The sequence below is a fragment of the Micrococcus sp. KBS0714 genome (assembly GCF_002008305.4).
GTDB classification, from domain to species: domain Bacteria; phylum Actinomycetota; class Actinomycetes; order Actinomycetales; family Micrococcaceae; genus Micrococcus; species Micrococcus luteus.
Map to the genome: position 1 here is coordinate 1,705,862 of NZ_CP042169.1, position 12,516 is coordinate 1,718,377.

Genomic DNA, 12,516 nt, shown 5'->3' on the forward strand with positions numbered 1-12,516 from the left:
GGCCGGCGCGCGCGACGGCGTCAGGTCGCGTCGACGTCGAAGGGGGCGGGTGCCAGCCCGAGCAGCTCGAGGGGGTCCGGTTCGGTCTCGACGGCGGCAGGGCGCTCCTCGGTGAGGGCCTCGGCGCGGCCGGAGGCCATCAGGGCTGCGGCGGCACCGCCCACGGCTGCCGCCCCCGCGGCGGGCTCGGTCGACCGGGTCTGTGCGGCGGCGGCGCCGGACTCCGCGGCGGCGGTGCTGCCGGCCCCGGCGGGGCGGCGGAAGAGCGTGCGCGGATCCATGTCCGTCAGGTCTTGGCGGGTGAGGCCGCCGTGCACGTCCTCGGCGCTGATGCCCGTCGCCTGCGCCGCGCGGGACGCGGGCGTGGACGAGCCGCCGGCGGGCTCGCGGAGCGCGTCGCGGATGATGCGGCGCGGGTCGTACTGGCGGGGGTCGTACTTGCGCCAGTCCACCTCGTCGAAGTCCGTGCCGGTCTCCTCCTTGAACTGCGCCTTGGCACCCTCGGCCTTGTCGCGCATGACGCGCAGCCAGTCGGTGAAGGCGCGCGTGTACTCGGGGAGCTTCTCCGGCCCGAGGATGACGATCGCGAGCACCGCCAAGATGATGAACTCGCTGCCGTTGATACCAAACACCCTCCGAACTCTACTAGAGCGGCACCGCCCCACAGCCCGGAGCCGCGGGGGCGGGGCGGCTCAGCCGCGGGGGCGCGGCACGGCGTCCGCGATGCGTTCGAGGCCTCGCTCCAGGCGCTCCTCGACGGCGTCTCCGCCGCCCAGCTCGAGCACCCGTGCCCGCTCGGAGACCAGCAGGTGGGTGAGGACCGCGTCGGCGCGCTCGTCCGGCAGGCTGGCCTCCACGCGGTAGGCGGCCTGCGGCGTGGTCAGCTCGGCCGTCCAGCCGTCCTGCTCCCCCGCCGGGACGATCCGGTAGACGCCGCCGCCGGCCAGCCGACGCTCCTGCACCCCCGTGCTCAAGGGCGCGGTCGAGGCACAGCCCTTCGGGGTGGCTCCCACGATCCGGGGTCGGCACTCACGGACGGTCACGGTCGGCTCGTCCCGGCCCCAGCCGACGACGACCTCCACGTCCTCGGCCGTCTGGGCGGTGTCGACGGTGAGCGGCTCCAGGCCGGCCCCCACGAGGGAGGGCACCGTCCAGCCCTGACCCCGCAGCTCCGCGACGGTGCCGCGCCGGTCCGTCGACGCGGTCCCGGCTGCCGGCAGGGCGACGGTGTCCGTCGGGGTCGGGGCCGTGCGCACGGCCGCGGTGCGGGGCGCGCCGGCCACCCAGACCGCGGTGAACAGCCCGCCGAGCAGGACGACGAAGGTGAGCAGCCCCACCACAAGGCGGCCGGAGACGCCGCGGGCGCGCAGCACCGGGGCGACGACGGCGCCGGCCGGACGCTGGTGCACCGTGCGGGCGGCGTCGAGCACGCGGGCCCGGGCCTGGACGGTGGCGCGGCACTCGGGGCAGCGGTCCAGGTGGCGGGCGATGCGCGCCCGGGACGCGGCGGGGAGGGAGCCCTCGAGGTAGGCGTCCATGTGGCGCTGGGTGTGTCGACGTCCCATGCGGCCACCTCCTCGGTCCTCGCGTCCTCGGTCCGGCGAACGGCCTCCCGCACGGCGGGAGCCGGTTCGTGCCATGTCCCATCATCGGCCCGCCTCCTGGGAGAACACTGGGTCGCGGCCGCGTGCCGGCCCGTACACTGGCCCGCGTCGCCCGTGCCGCGGGCGAGGTCCCGCCGTCGTCGTCCCGGAGTCACCCATGAGCGCCCTGCAGCCCCAGCCCACCGACAAGCACGCGTCCTGGGCCTGGTCGGAGAGCCGGGCCACCGAAGACGACGTCGTCCTGCGCGCCCGCGAGCGCGCCGCCGAGCTGGAGGTGCCGCCGGTGAGTGAGGGGACGGCGGCCCTGTTGACGGTGCTGGCGGCCACGCGTGCCCCCGCGGCGGTCGTGGAGGTGGGCACGGGCGCCGGCGTCTCGGGTCTCGCCCTGATGCGCGGTCTGCCCGAGCGCACGGTCCTCACCACCGTGGACCCGGACGCGGAGGCACAGCGCGCGGCCCGCGAGGCGTTCTCGGAGGCCCGCCTGCCCACGAGCCGCACCCGCATGATCACGGGGCGCTCCCGGCTCGTCCTCCCCCGGCTCACGAGCGGCGCCTATGAGATGGTCCTGGTGGACGGGGACCCGGCCGCACGTCAGTTCGACGTCGAGCAGGCCGCGCGCATGCTCGCCCCCGGCGGCGTGCTCGTCGTGGTGGACGCCCTCGACGGCGACCGCGTTCCCCGGCCCGCCGTGCGCGACGAGTCCACCGTGTCCGCCCGGGCGGTGGACCGCCTCATCCGGGAGGACGAGCACTGGCTGTCCGCCGTCGTCCCCTCCGGCACGGGCGTGCTGATCGCGGTGCGCCGCTGATCCGCGGCGTCGCCGGGAACGCGGACGCCCCGCGCACCGTGACGGTGCGCGGGGCGTCCGCGTCGAAGGGGTCCGGGCTCAGGCCTGGATGACGCCCTCGAGGCACTCCTTGAGCTCGCGGGCCTCGTCCGCGTTGATCTCCAGCACGAGACGGCCGCCGCCGTCGATCGGCACGCGCATGATCAGGCTGCGCCCCTCCTTGGTCACTTCCATGGGACCGTCCCCGGTGCGGGGCTTCATGGCGGCCATTGCGACTTCCCTTCTGGATGATGTTCCCGTCACGGCGTCCGGCGACCGCGGGAGCGGGCACTGTCCGGACGCCTCCGGCGCCCCCGCACGCGAGCGTGCGCGAGGCCGGTCACATCACTATTATCGCGGATTCCGCGTGCTCGCGCCAAACGATGGCCTGCACCGAGCCCGGCCCGCGACTCAGGCACGCCCCGCCGGATCGCTCCGGGACGGGTCGGCGGCCTCGAGCTCGGCCACCCGGGCCCGCAGGGCGGTCACCTCGTCCTCGCACTGCGCCAGGGCGTCCCGCAGCCGCAGCAGGACGGCGTCCACCTGGTCCCGCTGGTAGCCGGGCACCGCGACGGCCAACCGCAGCAGGTCGACATCCGCCGCGCGCGGCCGCTCCGGCAGCAGCACGGGGTGCCCCGGCGTCCGCCCGGCCGGGTCGTCGGCCCGGAGCGTGAGCCGGCCCGCGAGGGCGGCGGCCAGGGCCGCCAGCACGACGACGAGCACGGCCACCAGGACGATCCACTGCGGCCCGCTCACGCGTCGGCCCTCCCCGCCGAGCGGAGCACGCACGCGACGGCCTCCTCGGCCGTGTCCACGAGGTGGAACAGGTCCGGGTCCTCGGGCGAGATCATGCCGCGCTCCACGAGCGTGCCGCGGATCCAGTCCACAAGCGGGCTCCAGAAGCCGCGGTCCACGAGGACCACGGGAAAGCGGGTGACGGTGCCGGTCTGCACGAGGGTGAGGGCCTCGAAGAGCTCGTCCAGGGTGCCGAGGCCGCCGGGCAGCACGATGAACCCCTGCGCGTACTTGAGGAACATGACCTTGCGGACGAAGAAGTAGCGGAAGTCCACGCCCACGTGCACCCAGGGGTTCAGGCCGGTCTCGAACGGCAGATCGATGCCCAGGCCCACGGACTCTCCACCGGCCTCGTGGGCGCCCCGGTTGGCGGCCGCCATGGTGCCGGGCCCCCCGCCGGTGATGACCGTGTACCCGGCCCGGGCCAAGCGGGTCCCGACCTCGTGGGCCAGGGCGTACTCGGCGCTGCCCTCGGGCGTGCGCGCCGAGCCGAACACGGAGACCGCGGGACCCAGCCCCGCGAGGGTGCCGAAGCCCTCGACGAACTCGGCCTGGATGCGCAGGACACGCCAGGCCTCGGACGTCGTCGAGGCGACGTCGGCGGCGGGGCGTGCGGCGTCGCCGGGCCGTCGGCCGTCGAGGAGGAGCTGGTCGAACGTGGGGGTGTGCGCCGCGTCCCCGCGCAGGACCTGCCCGCCGCGGCGGACGCGCTGGGGCTTGGCGGCGACGTCGCCGCCCGAGGGGTGCTCATGTGGGGCCATGGCGTCAGCCTAACGAGCCGGCGGGCCGCCGGGGCCGGCGTCGCACGGCGCACCGCGCCGGGTGTGGCGTGCGCTATATTCCACTGGCATGACGCAGATCACGCCTGAGCAGCCCCACGGCGCCCACCTCCCCGACGAGGCCGGTGTGCGGCGCCGTCGCGGTGCCGCGGGCGATGACCTGATCGTCCTTGAGGGCGTCAACAAGCACTTCGGCGACTTCCACGCCCTCCGACAGATCGACCTGCGGATCCCGCGCGGCCAGGTGGCGATCGTCCTCGGCCCGTCCGGCTCCGGCAAGTCGACGCTGTGCCGCACGATCAACCGGCTCGAGACCATCGACGACGACGGCGGCCGCATCCTGATCGACGGGCGGCCGCTCCCCACCGAGGGCAGACAGCTCGCCCAGCTGCGCGCCGAGATCGGCATGGTCTTCCAGTCCTTCAACCTCTTCGCGCACAAGTCGATCCTGGAGAACGTGACCCTCGGGCCCATCAAGGTGAAGGGCAAGCGCCGGGCGGACGCCGAGCGGCACGCCATGGAGCTGCTCGAGCGCGTGGGCGTGGCCCAGCAGGCGAGGAAGATGCCGGCCCAGCTCTCCGGCGGGCAGCAGCAGCGCGTGGCCATCGCCCGTGCCCTGGCGATGGAGCCGAAGGCCCTGCTCTTCGACGAGCCGACCTCCGCCCTCGACCCCGAGATGGTGCAGGAGGTCCTCGACGTCATGGTCCAGCTCGCCGAGGGCGGCATGACCATGGTCGTGGTCACCCATGAGATGGGCTTCGCCCGCAAGGCCGGGGACCGCGTGGTCTTCATGGCCGACGGCGCCATCCTCGAGGACACCGACCCCGACACCTTCTTCACGAACCCCCGACACGAGCGTGCCCAGGACTTCCTGGGCAAGATCCTCGCGCACTGACCCCGTCCCCCGTCGCACCCCACCGCACCGAACCAGAGGAGAGCACCATGCTCCGCACGAAGCTCCTGACCCTGTCCGCCGTCACCGCCGCGGCCGCGCTGTCCCTCACCGCCTGCGCGCCGTCGTCCTCGCAGGGCGGCGGTGGCGACGCCGCCGGCTCGTCCTCGGCCGGCGAGTCGACGTCGTCCGGCTCCGGCGAGAGCCTGCGCATCGGCATCAAGTTCGACCAGCCGGGCCTGGGCTACCGCGAGGGCTCGGCCCAGCCCACCGGCTTCGACACGGACGTGGCCCGCTACGTGGCGGACAAGCTCGGCGTGGCCGAGCAGGACATCGAGTGGGTCCAGACCCCGTCTGCGAACCGGGAGAACGCCCTGGAGAACGGCGAGGTCGACATGATCTTCGCGACGTACTCCATCACGGACGCCCGCAAGGAGCGCGTCGCCTTCGCGGGCCCGTACTTCGTGGCCGGCCAGGACCTGCTGGTCCGCGCGGACGACACCGCGATCACCGGCCCCGAGTCCCTCGACGGGAAGAACCTCTGCTCCGTCACCGGCTCCACCTCGGCCCAGAAGATCAAGGACCAGTTCGCCTCCGGCGTGAACCTGGTGGAGCAGGGCGGCTACGCCGAATGCGTGACCTACCTCGAGTCCGGCCAGGTGGACGCCGTGACCACGGACGACATCATCCTCGCGGGCTTGGCCGCCGCCGACGCCAACAAGGGCAAGTTCAAGGTCGTCGGCAACACCTTCACCACGGAGCGCTACGGCGTCGGTCTGCCGAAGGACTCGGAGCGGTGCGAGGACATCAACGAAGCCATCAAGGAGATGAAGGACTCCGGCGAGTGGGAGAAGGCCCTCGAGTCCAACACCGAGGGCACGGGCTACACCTACGACGAGACGCTGAACTCCGGCGAGGACGCCGAGTTCGAGCCCTGCGCCTGACGACCTGCGCCGCCGGGTGGGCCTGGGACGTGACCTGAACCGTCACCCTCGGCCCGCCCGGCGGCTCCCCTGCCCGTCAGCCTTGTCCCGACCCTCGGAGAACTCATGGAATCGATCTCCTCGCTCCTCGCGGACTACGGCGCGGACATCCCGCTCGCGTTCTGGATGAACATCAGGCTCGCGTTCCTCGCGACCCTCGGCTCGTTCGTCCTCGGCGTGGTGCTCGCCCTGTTCCGCATCTCGCCCGTCCCCTCGCTGCGCGCCCTCGGCGCCGGCTACGTCAACGTGGTCCGCAACACCCCGCTCACGATCATCATGCTGCTCGGCGTGCTCGCCGTCTGGGGACAGCTGAAGATCAGCTTCTCGTCCGACTTCACGCTGAACTTCTTCATCTACGCCGTGATCGCCCTCTCGCTCTACCACGCGGCGTTCATGTGCGAGGCGATCCGCTCCGGCGTCAACACCGTCCCGCTCGGGCAGGCCGAGGCCGCCCGCTCCATCGGCCTGGGCTTCCTGCCCGCGGCACGCCACGTGATCCTGCCCCAGGCGCTGCGCGGGGCCATCACCCCGCTGGGCAACACCGTGATCGCGCTGACCAAGAACACCACCGTCGCCGCCGCGGCGTCGGTGGCGGAGGCCTCGGGCCTGATGAAGCGCATGATCGAGTTCAGCCCGGACGTGATGGTGGCGATCTTCCTGACCTTCGCGATCGGCTTCTGCCTGATCGTCATCCCCATCGGCCTGCTGACCACGTGGGCCTCGGAGAAGTGGGCGGTGGCCCGATGAGTGCCCAGGCCTCCGTCCTCTTCGACGCCCCGGGTCCGATCGCCCGCCGGCGGATCCTCCTCGCCAACCTCGTCTCCCTCGCCGCGGTGTTGGTCGTGGCGGTGCTCGTGCTGATCCAGATGAACGCCACCGGCCAGCTCTCCGGCCGCCGCTGGCTGGCCGCCGTCGACGGCAACGCGTGGCGGAACTATTACCTGCCGGGCCTGCAGTTCACCCTGCAGTCCGCGGGCATCGCCGTGGTCTCCTCCGTGGTGTTCGGCCTGGTGTTCGGCTTCCTGCGGCTGGCCCCGGTCGGCCCGGTGCGCTGGCTGGCCGCCGTCGTCGTGGAGTTCTTCCGGGCCGTGCCTGTGCTCGTGATGATGGTGTTCTTCTACCAGCTGTTCGCACAGGTCGCGCGCTCCGGGGCGATCCAGCCCCAGGACGGCCCGTACTACGCGGTGATCGCGGCGCTGACCCTGTACAACGGGTCCGTGATCGCGGAGCTGGTGCGCTCCGGGGTGCGCTCGCTGCCGCGCGGCCAGCGCGAGGCGGCCGCGGCGGTGGGCATGACGAGCACCCAGTCCCTGCGGCTCGTGGAGGTGCCCCAGGCCCTCATCGCCATGCTGCCGTCGCTGCTGAGCCAGTTCGTGGTGATCCTCAAGGACTCGGCGCTGGGCTACCTCATCGGCTTCTTCGAACTCCTGCAGTACGCCCGCCAGCTCGGCTCCGGCAACGGCAACATCCTGCAGTCCCTCGTGGTGGCCGCGATGATCTTCATCGTGATCAACTTCCTCCTCACCTGGGCGGCCACCCGGCTCTCGCGGCGGCTGTCGTCGCGGACGGCCGGCGACGCCAGCGCCCCCACGACCCCGCGCGTCGGGGCGCCCACGGACACAGCGGGCTGACCGGGCGGCGGGCGAGGCGGGCCCGCGGGTCGGGCGGCTGGCACCGGCCGACGTCGTCGGGTCAGCCGGCCAGCCAGGCCGTGAGCGCCGCGAGGCACGCGTGGACCGCCTCGCGGGACACGTGCTCGTCGTCCGTGTGGGCCAGCAGGGCGTCTCCGGGGCCGAAGTTGACCGCGGGCACGCCCAGCTGGGAGAACCGGGCCACGTCCGTCCACCCGTACTTGGGCTGGGGCTCTCCCCCGACGGCGGCGACGAACGCGGCGGCGGCCGGTCGGTCCAGACCGGGGCGGGCGGCGGGCGAGGCGTCGTCGATCCGCACCTGGGCGTCCCAGTCCACGCCGGCCCCCTCCAGCACCGCGCGCACGTGCGCGTGAGCCTGCTCGAGGGTCTTGTCCGGAGCGAACCGGTAGTTCAGGTCCACGGACGCCTCGTCCGGGATGACGTTGCCCGCGACGCCGCCGGCCACGCGGATCGCGTGCAGCCCCTCGCGGTACTCCAGGCCCTCCACCGTGACCGTGGCCGGCTCGTACGCCGCCAGGGCGGTGAGCACGGGGGCCAGCTTGTGGATCGCGTTGTCGCCGCGCCAGGCGCGGCCCGAGTGCGCCGCGACACCGGAGAAGGTGACGCGGTACCGGCACGTGCCGTTGCAGCCGCCCTCCACGACGCCGTCGGTCGGCTCGAGCAGCACCGCGAAGTCGCCCTCCAGCAGCTCGGGGGCCTGGCGGGCCACGCGGGCGAGGCCCGAGAGGTCCGAGGAGACCTCCTCGTGGTCGTAGAACACCCACGTGACGTCGTGCACGGGGGTCGGGCCGTCCGCGCGGCCGAAGCGGCCGGCCAGGGCCAGCTGCACGGCGACGCCGGACTTCATGTCCACGGCCCCGCGGCCGTACAGCACGTCCCCGTCCCACGCCGAGGGCACGGTCCCGCGCGAGCCCGGCACGGTGGGCAGGGGCACCGTGTCCAGGTGCCCGGCCAGGATCACGCGGGTCGACCGCCCCAGAGCGGTGCGGGCGACGACGGCGTCCCCGAACCTCCGCACCTCGAGGCCGCCGAGGGCGCGCAGGGCCTGCTCGACGGCGTCGGCCAGCGGCCCCTCCTCCCCCGAGACGGAGCGCACGTCCAGCAGGGTGGCGGTGAGCGCCGCGACGTCGAGGTCCGGATCGGCGAGGTCGGGCAGGGTGTTGGGGGTGAGACTCATGTGTCCAGTCTACGGACGCGCCTCCCGTCGCCCCGCAGCGTGCCACCGCCACTCAGTAGGCTGAGGCGCATGACCCAGACCGCCGCACAGCAGCCCTCCTCCCGTCTCGTCTCCGGCCACGGCCTGGCCACCACGGCCGCCGACGGCGCCGTCCTGGACGTGTGGTTCCCCGCCCCCGTGGCCGGCCCGCTCTCCGCTGCGGACGCCTCGCTGCGCGACACCCTGCGCGCCCTCGCCGCGGACGACGCGGACCGCGGGACCACGCAGGCCGTCGTCGAGCTGGAGGTCGACCTGGACGCCGCCCCGGCCTCCACCGCGGACGCGTGGCTGCGCCTGCACGCCCTCTCGCACCGCCTGACGCGGCCGAACGAGCTCAACCTCGACGGCGTCTTCGGGCTGCTCACCAACGTGGTGTGGACGAACCACGGACCCTGCGCGGTCGCCGACTTCGAGCTGACGCGGGCGAGGCTGCGTGCCCGCGGCGCCGTGCAGGTGTACGGCGTGGACAAGTTCCCGCGCATGACGGACTACGTCGTGCCCTCCGGGGTGCGCATCGGCGACGCGGACCGGGTGCGCCTGGGCGCCCACCTTGCCGAGGGGACGACCGTGATGCACGAGGGCTTCGTGAACTTCAACGCGGGCACCCTGGGGCACTCGATGGTGGAGGGCCGGATCTCGGCCGGCGTCGTGGTGGGCGACGGGTCGGACGTCGGAGGCGGCGCGTCCATCATGGGCACGCTCTCCGGCGGCGGCACCCAGCGGATCGTGATCGGCGAGCACGTGCTGCTCGGCGCGAACTCCGGCGTGGGCATCTCCGTCGGCGACGACTGCGTGGTCGAGGCCGGTCTGTACGTCACCGCGGGCACGCGCGTGAGCGTGCTGCAGGACGGCGAGGCGGCGCACACCGTGAAGGCCGTGGACCTCTCCGGCGTGCCGAACCTGCTGTTCCGCCGCAACTCCACCACGGGCGGGGTCGAGGCCCTCCCCCGCGCCGGCCGGACCGTCGAACTGAACGCGGCGCTGCACGCGAACTGACCCGGCGCACTCGCCCCGCGGCTCTTCCCTCCCCTCCCCGCTCCCCGCCGCGTTGGGGGGCGATTTCCGGTGGTATCCCGCCGGGATAACGCCCAGTATCGCCCCCGGAACTCCCCGGCGGTCCGGGGGCGGGAAGGCGACGACGGCGGCGCGCGGCGCGGGCCGCCGGCTCCTGCACAGCAGCGCCCGCCCCGCGCGTCGTCCCCGTGCCGCGGCCGACCCGCCCCGGGCGCCCCGCCGGCGTCGTCCGATGAGTGCATGCCGCGCGTCGTGACTCCTCTGCCGCCCGACCAGCCCGCCGTCCTGTTGGCCACGGACCTGGCCCGACTGGGGCTGCCGCCCGACCGCGCCCGCCGGTCGGACCTGGAGCGGGTCGGACAGGGCTTCCACCGGCAGCGGGCACGCCCTGGCACGGGCTGGGCCGACCTGGGCCTGCCCGAGCCCGGGCACGGCTTCTCCCCTGATCACCTTGCCGCGCTTCTGCGCCGACGCCCGGATGCCGTCCTCTCCCACGAGACCGCGGCCCACCTGCACGCCCTGCCGATGCCCACGCGAGCCTGGCGGCGGCGCGACCCGGCGACGGGCGAACTCGAGGCCGACCCGCCGGTGCACCTCACCGTGGCCCGGGGGACGCGACGCGTCCGGCGGGCCGGGCTGATGGACCACCGCAGGCCGCTGGCGCCCGAGTTCGTCACGCTCGTGCACGGCCTGCGCGTCACCACCGTCGATCGCACCTGGCTGGACCTGTGCTCCCTGACTCCCCCGTGGACGTTCGAGGACCTCGTGGCCGCCGGCGACCACGCCGTCCGGCACCCGTGGACACCCGCGGGCCGGACGGATCCGGCCACCACGATCGCCGCGCTGCGGTCGGCGCTGCACGCGTCCGGACGCTTCCATGGCCGCCCGGCCGCCCGGGAGGCGCTGGATTCCGTTCGCGTCGGGGCGGACTCGCCGCCCGAGACCCGCCTGCGCCTCGCCCTCGTGGCCGGCGGGCTGCCGGAGCCGGAGCTGCAGGCCGCGCTCGAACCCGGGGACCCCGTGTCCCCCGTGGCCGACCTCGCCTACCGCCACGTGCGCCTGGCCCTGCAGTACGACGGTGCGGGGCACCGCACGCGGGAGCAGCAGGCGCGCGACGCCCGCCGGGACCGCTACGGCCAGGCGCGCGGCTGGACGACGCTCCGCGTCACCTGGGCGGATGGGCGCGAGGACTTCCGTGGCGTCGTCGCGGTGGTCCGACGCCGCCTCGGCCCCTCTGCCTCGACATGAAGACGCTCCGGCGAACGCATTGGGGGCGGTTTCGGGTGGTATTCCGTCGGAATACCACCCGAAACCGCCCCCCAACGCAGGGTCAGCGCCCCCGGGTCAGCGCTGCGGGTACTGGCGCAGCTGCTCGCCCACGTAGATCTGGCGCGGGCGGCCGATCTTGGCGGCCGGGTCCTCCATGAGCTCGCGCCACTGGGCGATCCAGCCGGGCAGGCGGCCCAGGGCGAAGAGGACGGTGAACATCTTCTCCGGGAAGCCCATGGCCTTGTAGATCACGCCGGTGTAGAAGTCGACGTTCGGGTAGAGCTTGCGCTCCACGAAGTAGTCGTCGGCGAGGGCCTTCTCCTCGAGGCGCTGGGCGATCTCCAGCAGCTCGTCGTTGCCGCCCATCTTGCCCAGGATGTCCTCGGCGGTCTTCTTGATGATCTTGGCCCGCGGGTCGTAGTTCTTGTACACGCGGTGGCCGAAGCCCATCAGGCGGACGCCGTCCTCCTTGTTCTTCACCTTCTCCATGAAGTCCTCGGGCGTGATGCCCTCCGACTTGATCTTCCGGAGCATGTTCAGCACGGCCTCGTTGGCGCCGCCGTGCAGCGGGCCATAGAGGGCGTTGATGCCGGCGGACACCGAGGCGAACAGGTTGGCCTGGGTGGAGCCGACCAGGCGCACCGTGGAGGTGGAGGCGTTCTGCTCGTGGTCGGCGTGCAGCATGAGCAGCAGGTCGAGGGCCTTGACCACGTCCGGGTCGATGTCATATTCCTCGGCCGGCACGCCGAAGCACAGGCGGAGGAAGTTCTCCACGTAGTTCAGCGAGTTGTGCGGGTACATGAACGGCTGGCCCAGCGACTTCTTGAACGCGTAGGAGGCCAGCACCGGCAGCTTGCCGAGCAGGCGCACGGTGGAGATGTGGACCTGCTCCTGGTCGTGCGGGTCCAGGGAGTCCGGGTAGAACGTGGACAGCGCGGACACGGAGGAGGACAGCACCGGCATGGGGTGCGCGTCCCGCGGGAAGCCGTTGAAGAACAGCTTGAGGTCCTCGTGCACCATGTTGTGGCGCAGGATGTTGGTCTCCCAGGCCTCCAGGGTCTCCTTGGACTCGGGCAGCTCGCCGTAGATCAGCAGGTAGGCCACCTCCATGAAGGAGGAGTGCTCGGCGAGGTCCTCGATGGCATAGCCGCGGTAGCGCAGGATGCCCTGGTCGCCGTCGATGAACGTGACGGCCGACTTGGCGTTCGCCGTGTTCATGAAGCCCGGGTCGTAGGTGACGTCGCCGGTCTCCTTCAGGAGCGGGGCGATGTTGATGCCGTTGTTGCCCTCTGTGGCGTGCTCGACGCCCAGGTCCAGGCTCTGCTCGCCGACGGTCAGCCGGACGGACTCGTGATGGGTCACGGGTGTGCTCCCTCGTCTTGTCTTCTCGATGGCCCGGGTTCGCACGCCCATGTGGGCGCGCCCACACGGGGACGACTCTGCTCCAAACTATCAAGGACCGGCCCGGGGCGCGCGATCGCTTCCC

The 12,516-nt window shown here is 73.2% G+C and carries 14 protein-coding genes; 7 read left to right on the plus strand and 7 right to left on the minus strand.

Annotated elements, in window-relative coordinates:
* Positions 1 to 20 precede the first annotated feature (20 nt).
* Positions 21 to 632, minus strand: a complete 612-nt coding sequence (locus B1A86_RS07710) for a preprotein translocase subunit TatA (protein WP_069941887.1) — start codon at positions 630 to 632, stop codon at positions 21 to 23.
* Between the two features lie 60 nt (positions 633 to 692).
* Positions 693 to 1,565 carry an anti-sigma factor gene (locus tag B1A86_RS07715; RefSeq protein WP_078025851.1) on the minus strand — a complete coding sequence of 291 codons (873 nt, stop codon included), beginning with the start codon at positions 1,563 to 1,565 and terminating at the stop codon, positions 693 to 695.
* A 196-nt stretch (positions 1,566 to 1,761) separates the two neighbouring features.
* Between B1A86_RS07715 and B1A86_RS07720 the strand changes: the two genes are divergently transcribed.
* Complete coding sequence (locus B1A86_RS07720; protein ID WP_036339203.1) at positions 1,762 to 2,412, plus strand: O-methyltransferase; 651 nt, start codon at positions 1,762 to 1,764, stop codon at positions 2,410 to 2,412.
* 78 nt (positions 2,413 to 2,490) lie between these two features.
* On the opposite strand, the gene B1A86_RS07725 is transcribed toward B1A86_RS07720, so the two are convergent.
* The 3 genes from B1A86_RS07725 to B1A86_RS07735 form a co-directional block, all read right to left on the minus strand.
* On the minus strand, positions 2,491 to 2,661 hold the full coding sequence (locus B1A86_RS07725) for a DUF3117 domain-containing protein (RefSeq protein ID WP_002855133.1): 171 nt from the start codon (positions 2,659 to 2,661) through the stop codon (positions 2,491 to 2,493).
* 180 nt (positions 2,662 to 2,841) lie between these two features.
* Positions 2,842 to 3,186 carry a hypothetical protein gene (locus B1A86_RS07730; RefSeq protein WP_012751007.1) on the minus strand — a complete coding sequence of 115 codons (345 nt, stop codon included), beginning with the start codon at positions 3,184 to 3,186 and terminating at the stop codon, positions 2,842 to 2,844.
* Positions 3,183 to 3,986, minus strand: coding sequence for a TIGR00730 family Rossman fold protein (locus tag B1A86_RS07735; protein WP_078025852.1), 804 nt, complete (start codon positions 3,984 to 3,986; stop codon positions 3,183 to 3,185). Before B1A86_RS07735 ends, B1A86_RS07730 begins: the two co-directional genes overlap by 4 nt.
* Before the next feature lie 178 nt (positions 3,987 to 4,164).
* Here B1A86_RS07735 and B1A86_RS07740 point away from each other — a divergent pair, with 178 nt between their 5' ends.
* The 4 genes from B1A86_RS07740 to B1A86_RS07755 all read left to right on the plus strand — a co-directional run bounded on the left by B1A86_RS07740 (position 4,165) and on the right by B1A86_RS07755 (position 7,510).
* Positions 4,165 to 4,899, plus strand: a complete 735-nt coding sequence (locus tag B1A86_RS07740; protein ID WP_179288613.1) for an amino acid ABC transporter ATP-binding protein — start codon at positions 4,165 to 4,167, stop codon at positions 4,897 to 4,899.
* A 47-nt stretch (positions 4,900 to 4,946) separates the two neighbouring features.
* Complete coding sequence (locus tag B1A86_RS07745; protein WP_078025853.1) at positions 4,947 to 5,840, plus strand: glutamate ABC transporter substrate-binding protein; 894 nt, start codon at positions 4,947 to 4,949, stop codon at positions 5,838 to 5,840.
* A 105-nt stretch (positions 5,841 to 5,945) separates the two neighbouring features.
* Positions 5,946 to 6,626 carry an amino acid ABC transporter permease gene (locus tag B1A86_RS07750; protein WP_078025854.1) on the plus strand — a complete coding sequence of 227 codons (681 nt, stop codon included), beginning with the start codon at positions 5,946 to 5,948 and terminating at the stop codon, positions 6,624 to 6,626.
* A complete protein-coding gene (locus tag B1A86_RS07755; protein ID WP_041105305.1) occupies positions 6,623 to 7,510 on the plus strand; it encodes an amino acid ABC transporter permease in 888 nt (295 codons plus the stop codon). Before B1A86_RS07750 ends, B1A86_RS07755 begins: the two co-directional genes overlap by 4 nt.
* Positions 7,511 to 7,571: 61 nt before the next feature.
* Here the strand turns inward: B1A86_RS07755 and dapE are convergent, their stop codons facing one another.
* Positions 7,572 to 8,708: a succinyl-diaminopimelate desuccinylase gene (gene dapE / locus B1A86_RS07760; protein WP_078025855.1), complete on the minus strand. Its 1,137-nt coding sequence runs from the start codon at positions 8,706 to 8,708 to the stop codon at positions 7,572 to 7,574.
* Positions 8,709 to 8,777: 69 nt separating this feature from the next.
* Between dapE and dapD the strand changes: the two genes are divergently transcribed.
* Positions 8,778 to 9,743 (plus strand): 2,3,4,5-tetrahydropyridine-2,6-dicarboxylate N-succinyltransferase, encoded by a 966-nt coding sequence (gene dapD / locus B1A86_RS07765; protein WP_078025856.1) that lies wholly within the window; start codon positions 8,778 to 8,780, stop codon positions 9,741 to 9,743.
* Positions 9,744 to 10,001: 258 nt separating this feature from the next.
* Positions 10,002 to 11,009: a DUF559 domain-containing protein gene (locus B1A86_RS07770; protein ID WP_078025857.1), complete on the plus strand. Its 1,008-nt coding sequence runs from the start codon at positions 10,002 to 10,004 to the stop codon at positions 11,007 to 11,009.
* Positions 11,010 to 11,105: 96 nt separating this feature from the next.
* Here the strand turns inward: B1A86_RS07770 and B1A86_RS07775 are convergent, their stop codons facing one another.
* Positions 11,106 to 12,392, minus strand: a complete 1,287-nt coding sequence (locus B1A86_RS07775; protein ID WP_078025858.1) for a citrate synthase — start codon at positions 12,390 to 12,392, stop codon at positions 11,106 to 11,108.
* Positions 12,393 to 12,516: the final 124 nt, after the last annotated feature.

What these genes read in the sequence shown, in the direction of transcription:
- B1A86_RS07715 (WP_078025851.1), bottom strand. Translation starts at nt 1,565, where the DNA reads ATGGGACGTCGACACACCCAGCGCCACATGGACGCCTACCTCGAGGGC.
- B1A86_RS07720 (WP_036339203.1), top strand. Translation starts at nt 1,762, where the DNA reads ATGAGCGCCCTGCAGCCCCAGCCCACCGACAAGCACGCGTCCTGGGCC.
- B1A86_RS07725 (WP_002855133.1), bottom strand. Translation starts at nt 2,661, where the DNA reads ATGGCCGCCATGAAGCCCCGCACCGGGGACGGTCCCATGGAAGTGACC.
- B1A86_RS07735 (WP_078025852.1), bottom strand. Translation starts at nt 3,986, where the DNA reads ATGGCCCCACATGAGCACCCCTCGGGCGGCGACGTCGCCGCCAAGCCC.
- B1A86_RS07745 (WP_078025853.1), top strand. Translation starts at nt 4,947, where the DNA reads ATGCTCCGCACGAAGCTCCTGACCCTGTCCGCCGTCACCGCCGCGGCC.
- B1A86_RS07750 (WP_078025854.1), top strand. Translation starts at nt 5,946, where the DNA reads ATGGAATCGATCTCCTCGCTCCTCGCGGACTACGGCGCGGACATCCCG.
- B1A86_RS07755 (WP_041105305.1), top strand. Translation starts at nt 6,623, where the DNA reads ATGAGTGCCCAGGCCTCCGTCCTCTTCGACGCCCCGGGTCCGATCGCC.
- dapE (WP_078025855.1), bottom strand. Translation starts at nt 8,708, where the DNA reads ATGAGTCTCACCCCCAACACCCTGCCCGACCTCGCCGATCCGGACCTC.
- dapD (WP_078025856.1), top strand. Translation starts at nt 8,778, where the DNA reads ATGACCCAGACCGCCGCACAGCAGCCCTCCTCCCGTCTCGTCTCCGGC.
- B1A86_RS07770 (WP_078025857.1), top strand. Translation starts at nt 10,002, where the DNA reads ATGCCGCGCGTCGTGACTCCTCTGCCGCCCGACCAGCCCGCCGTCCTG.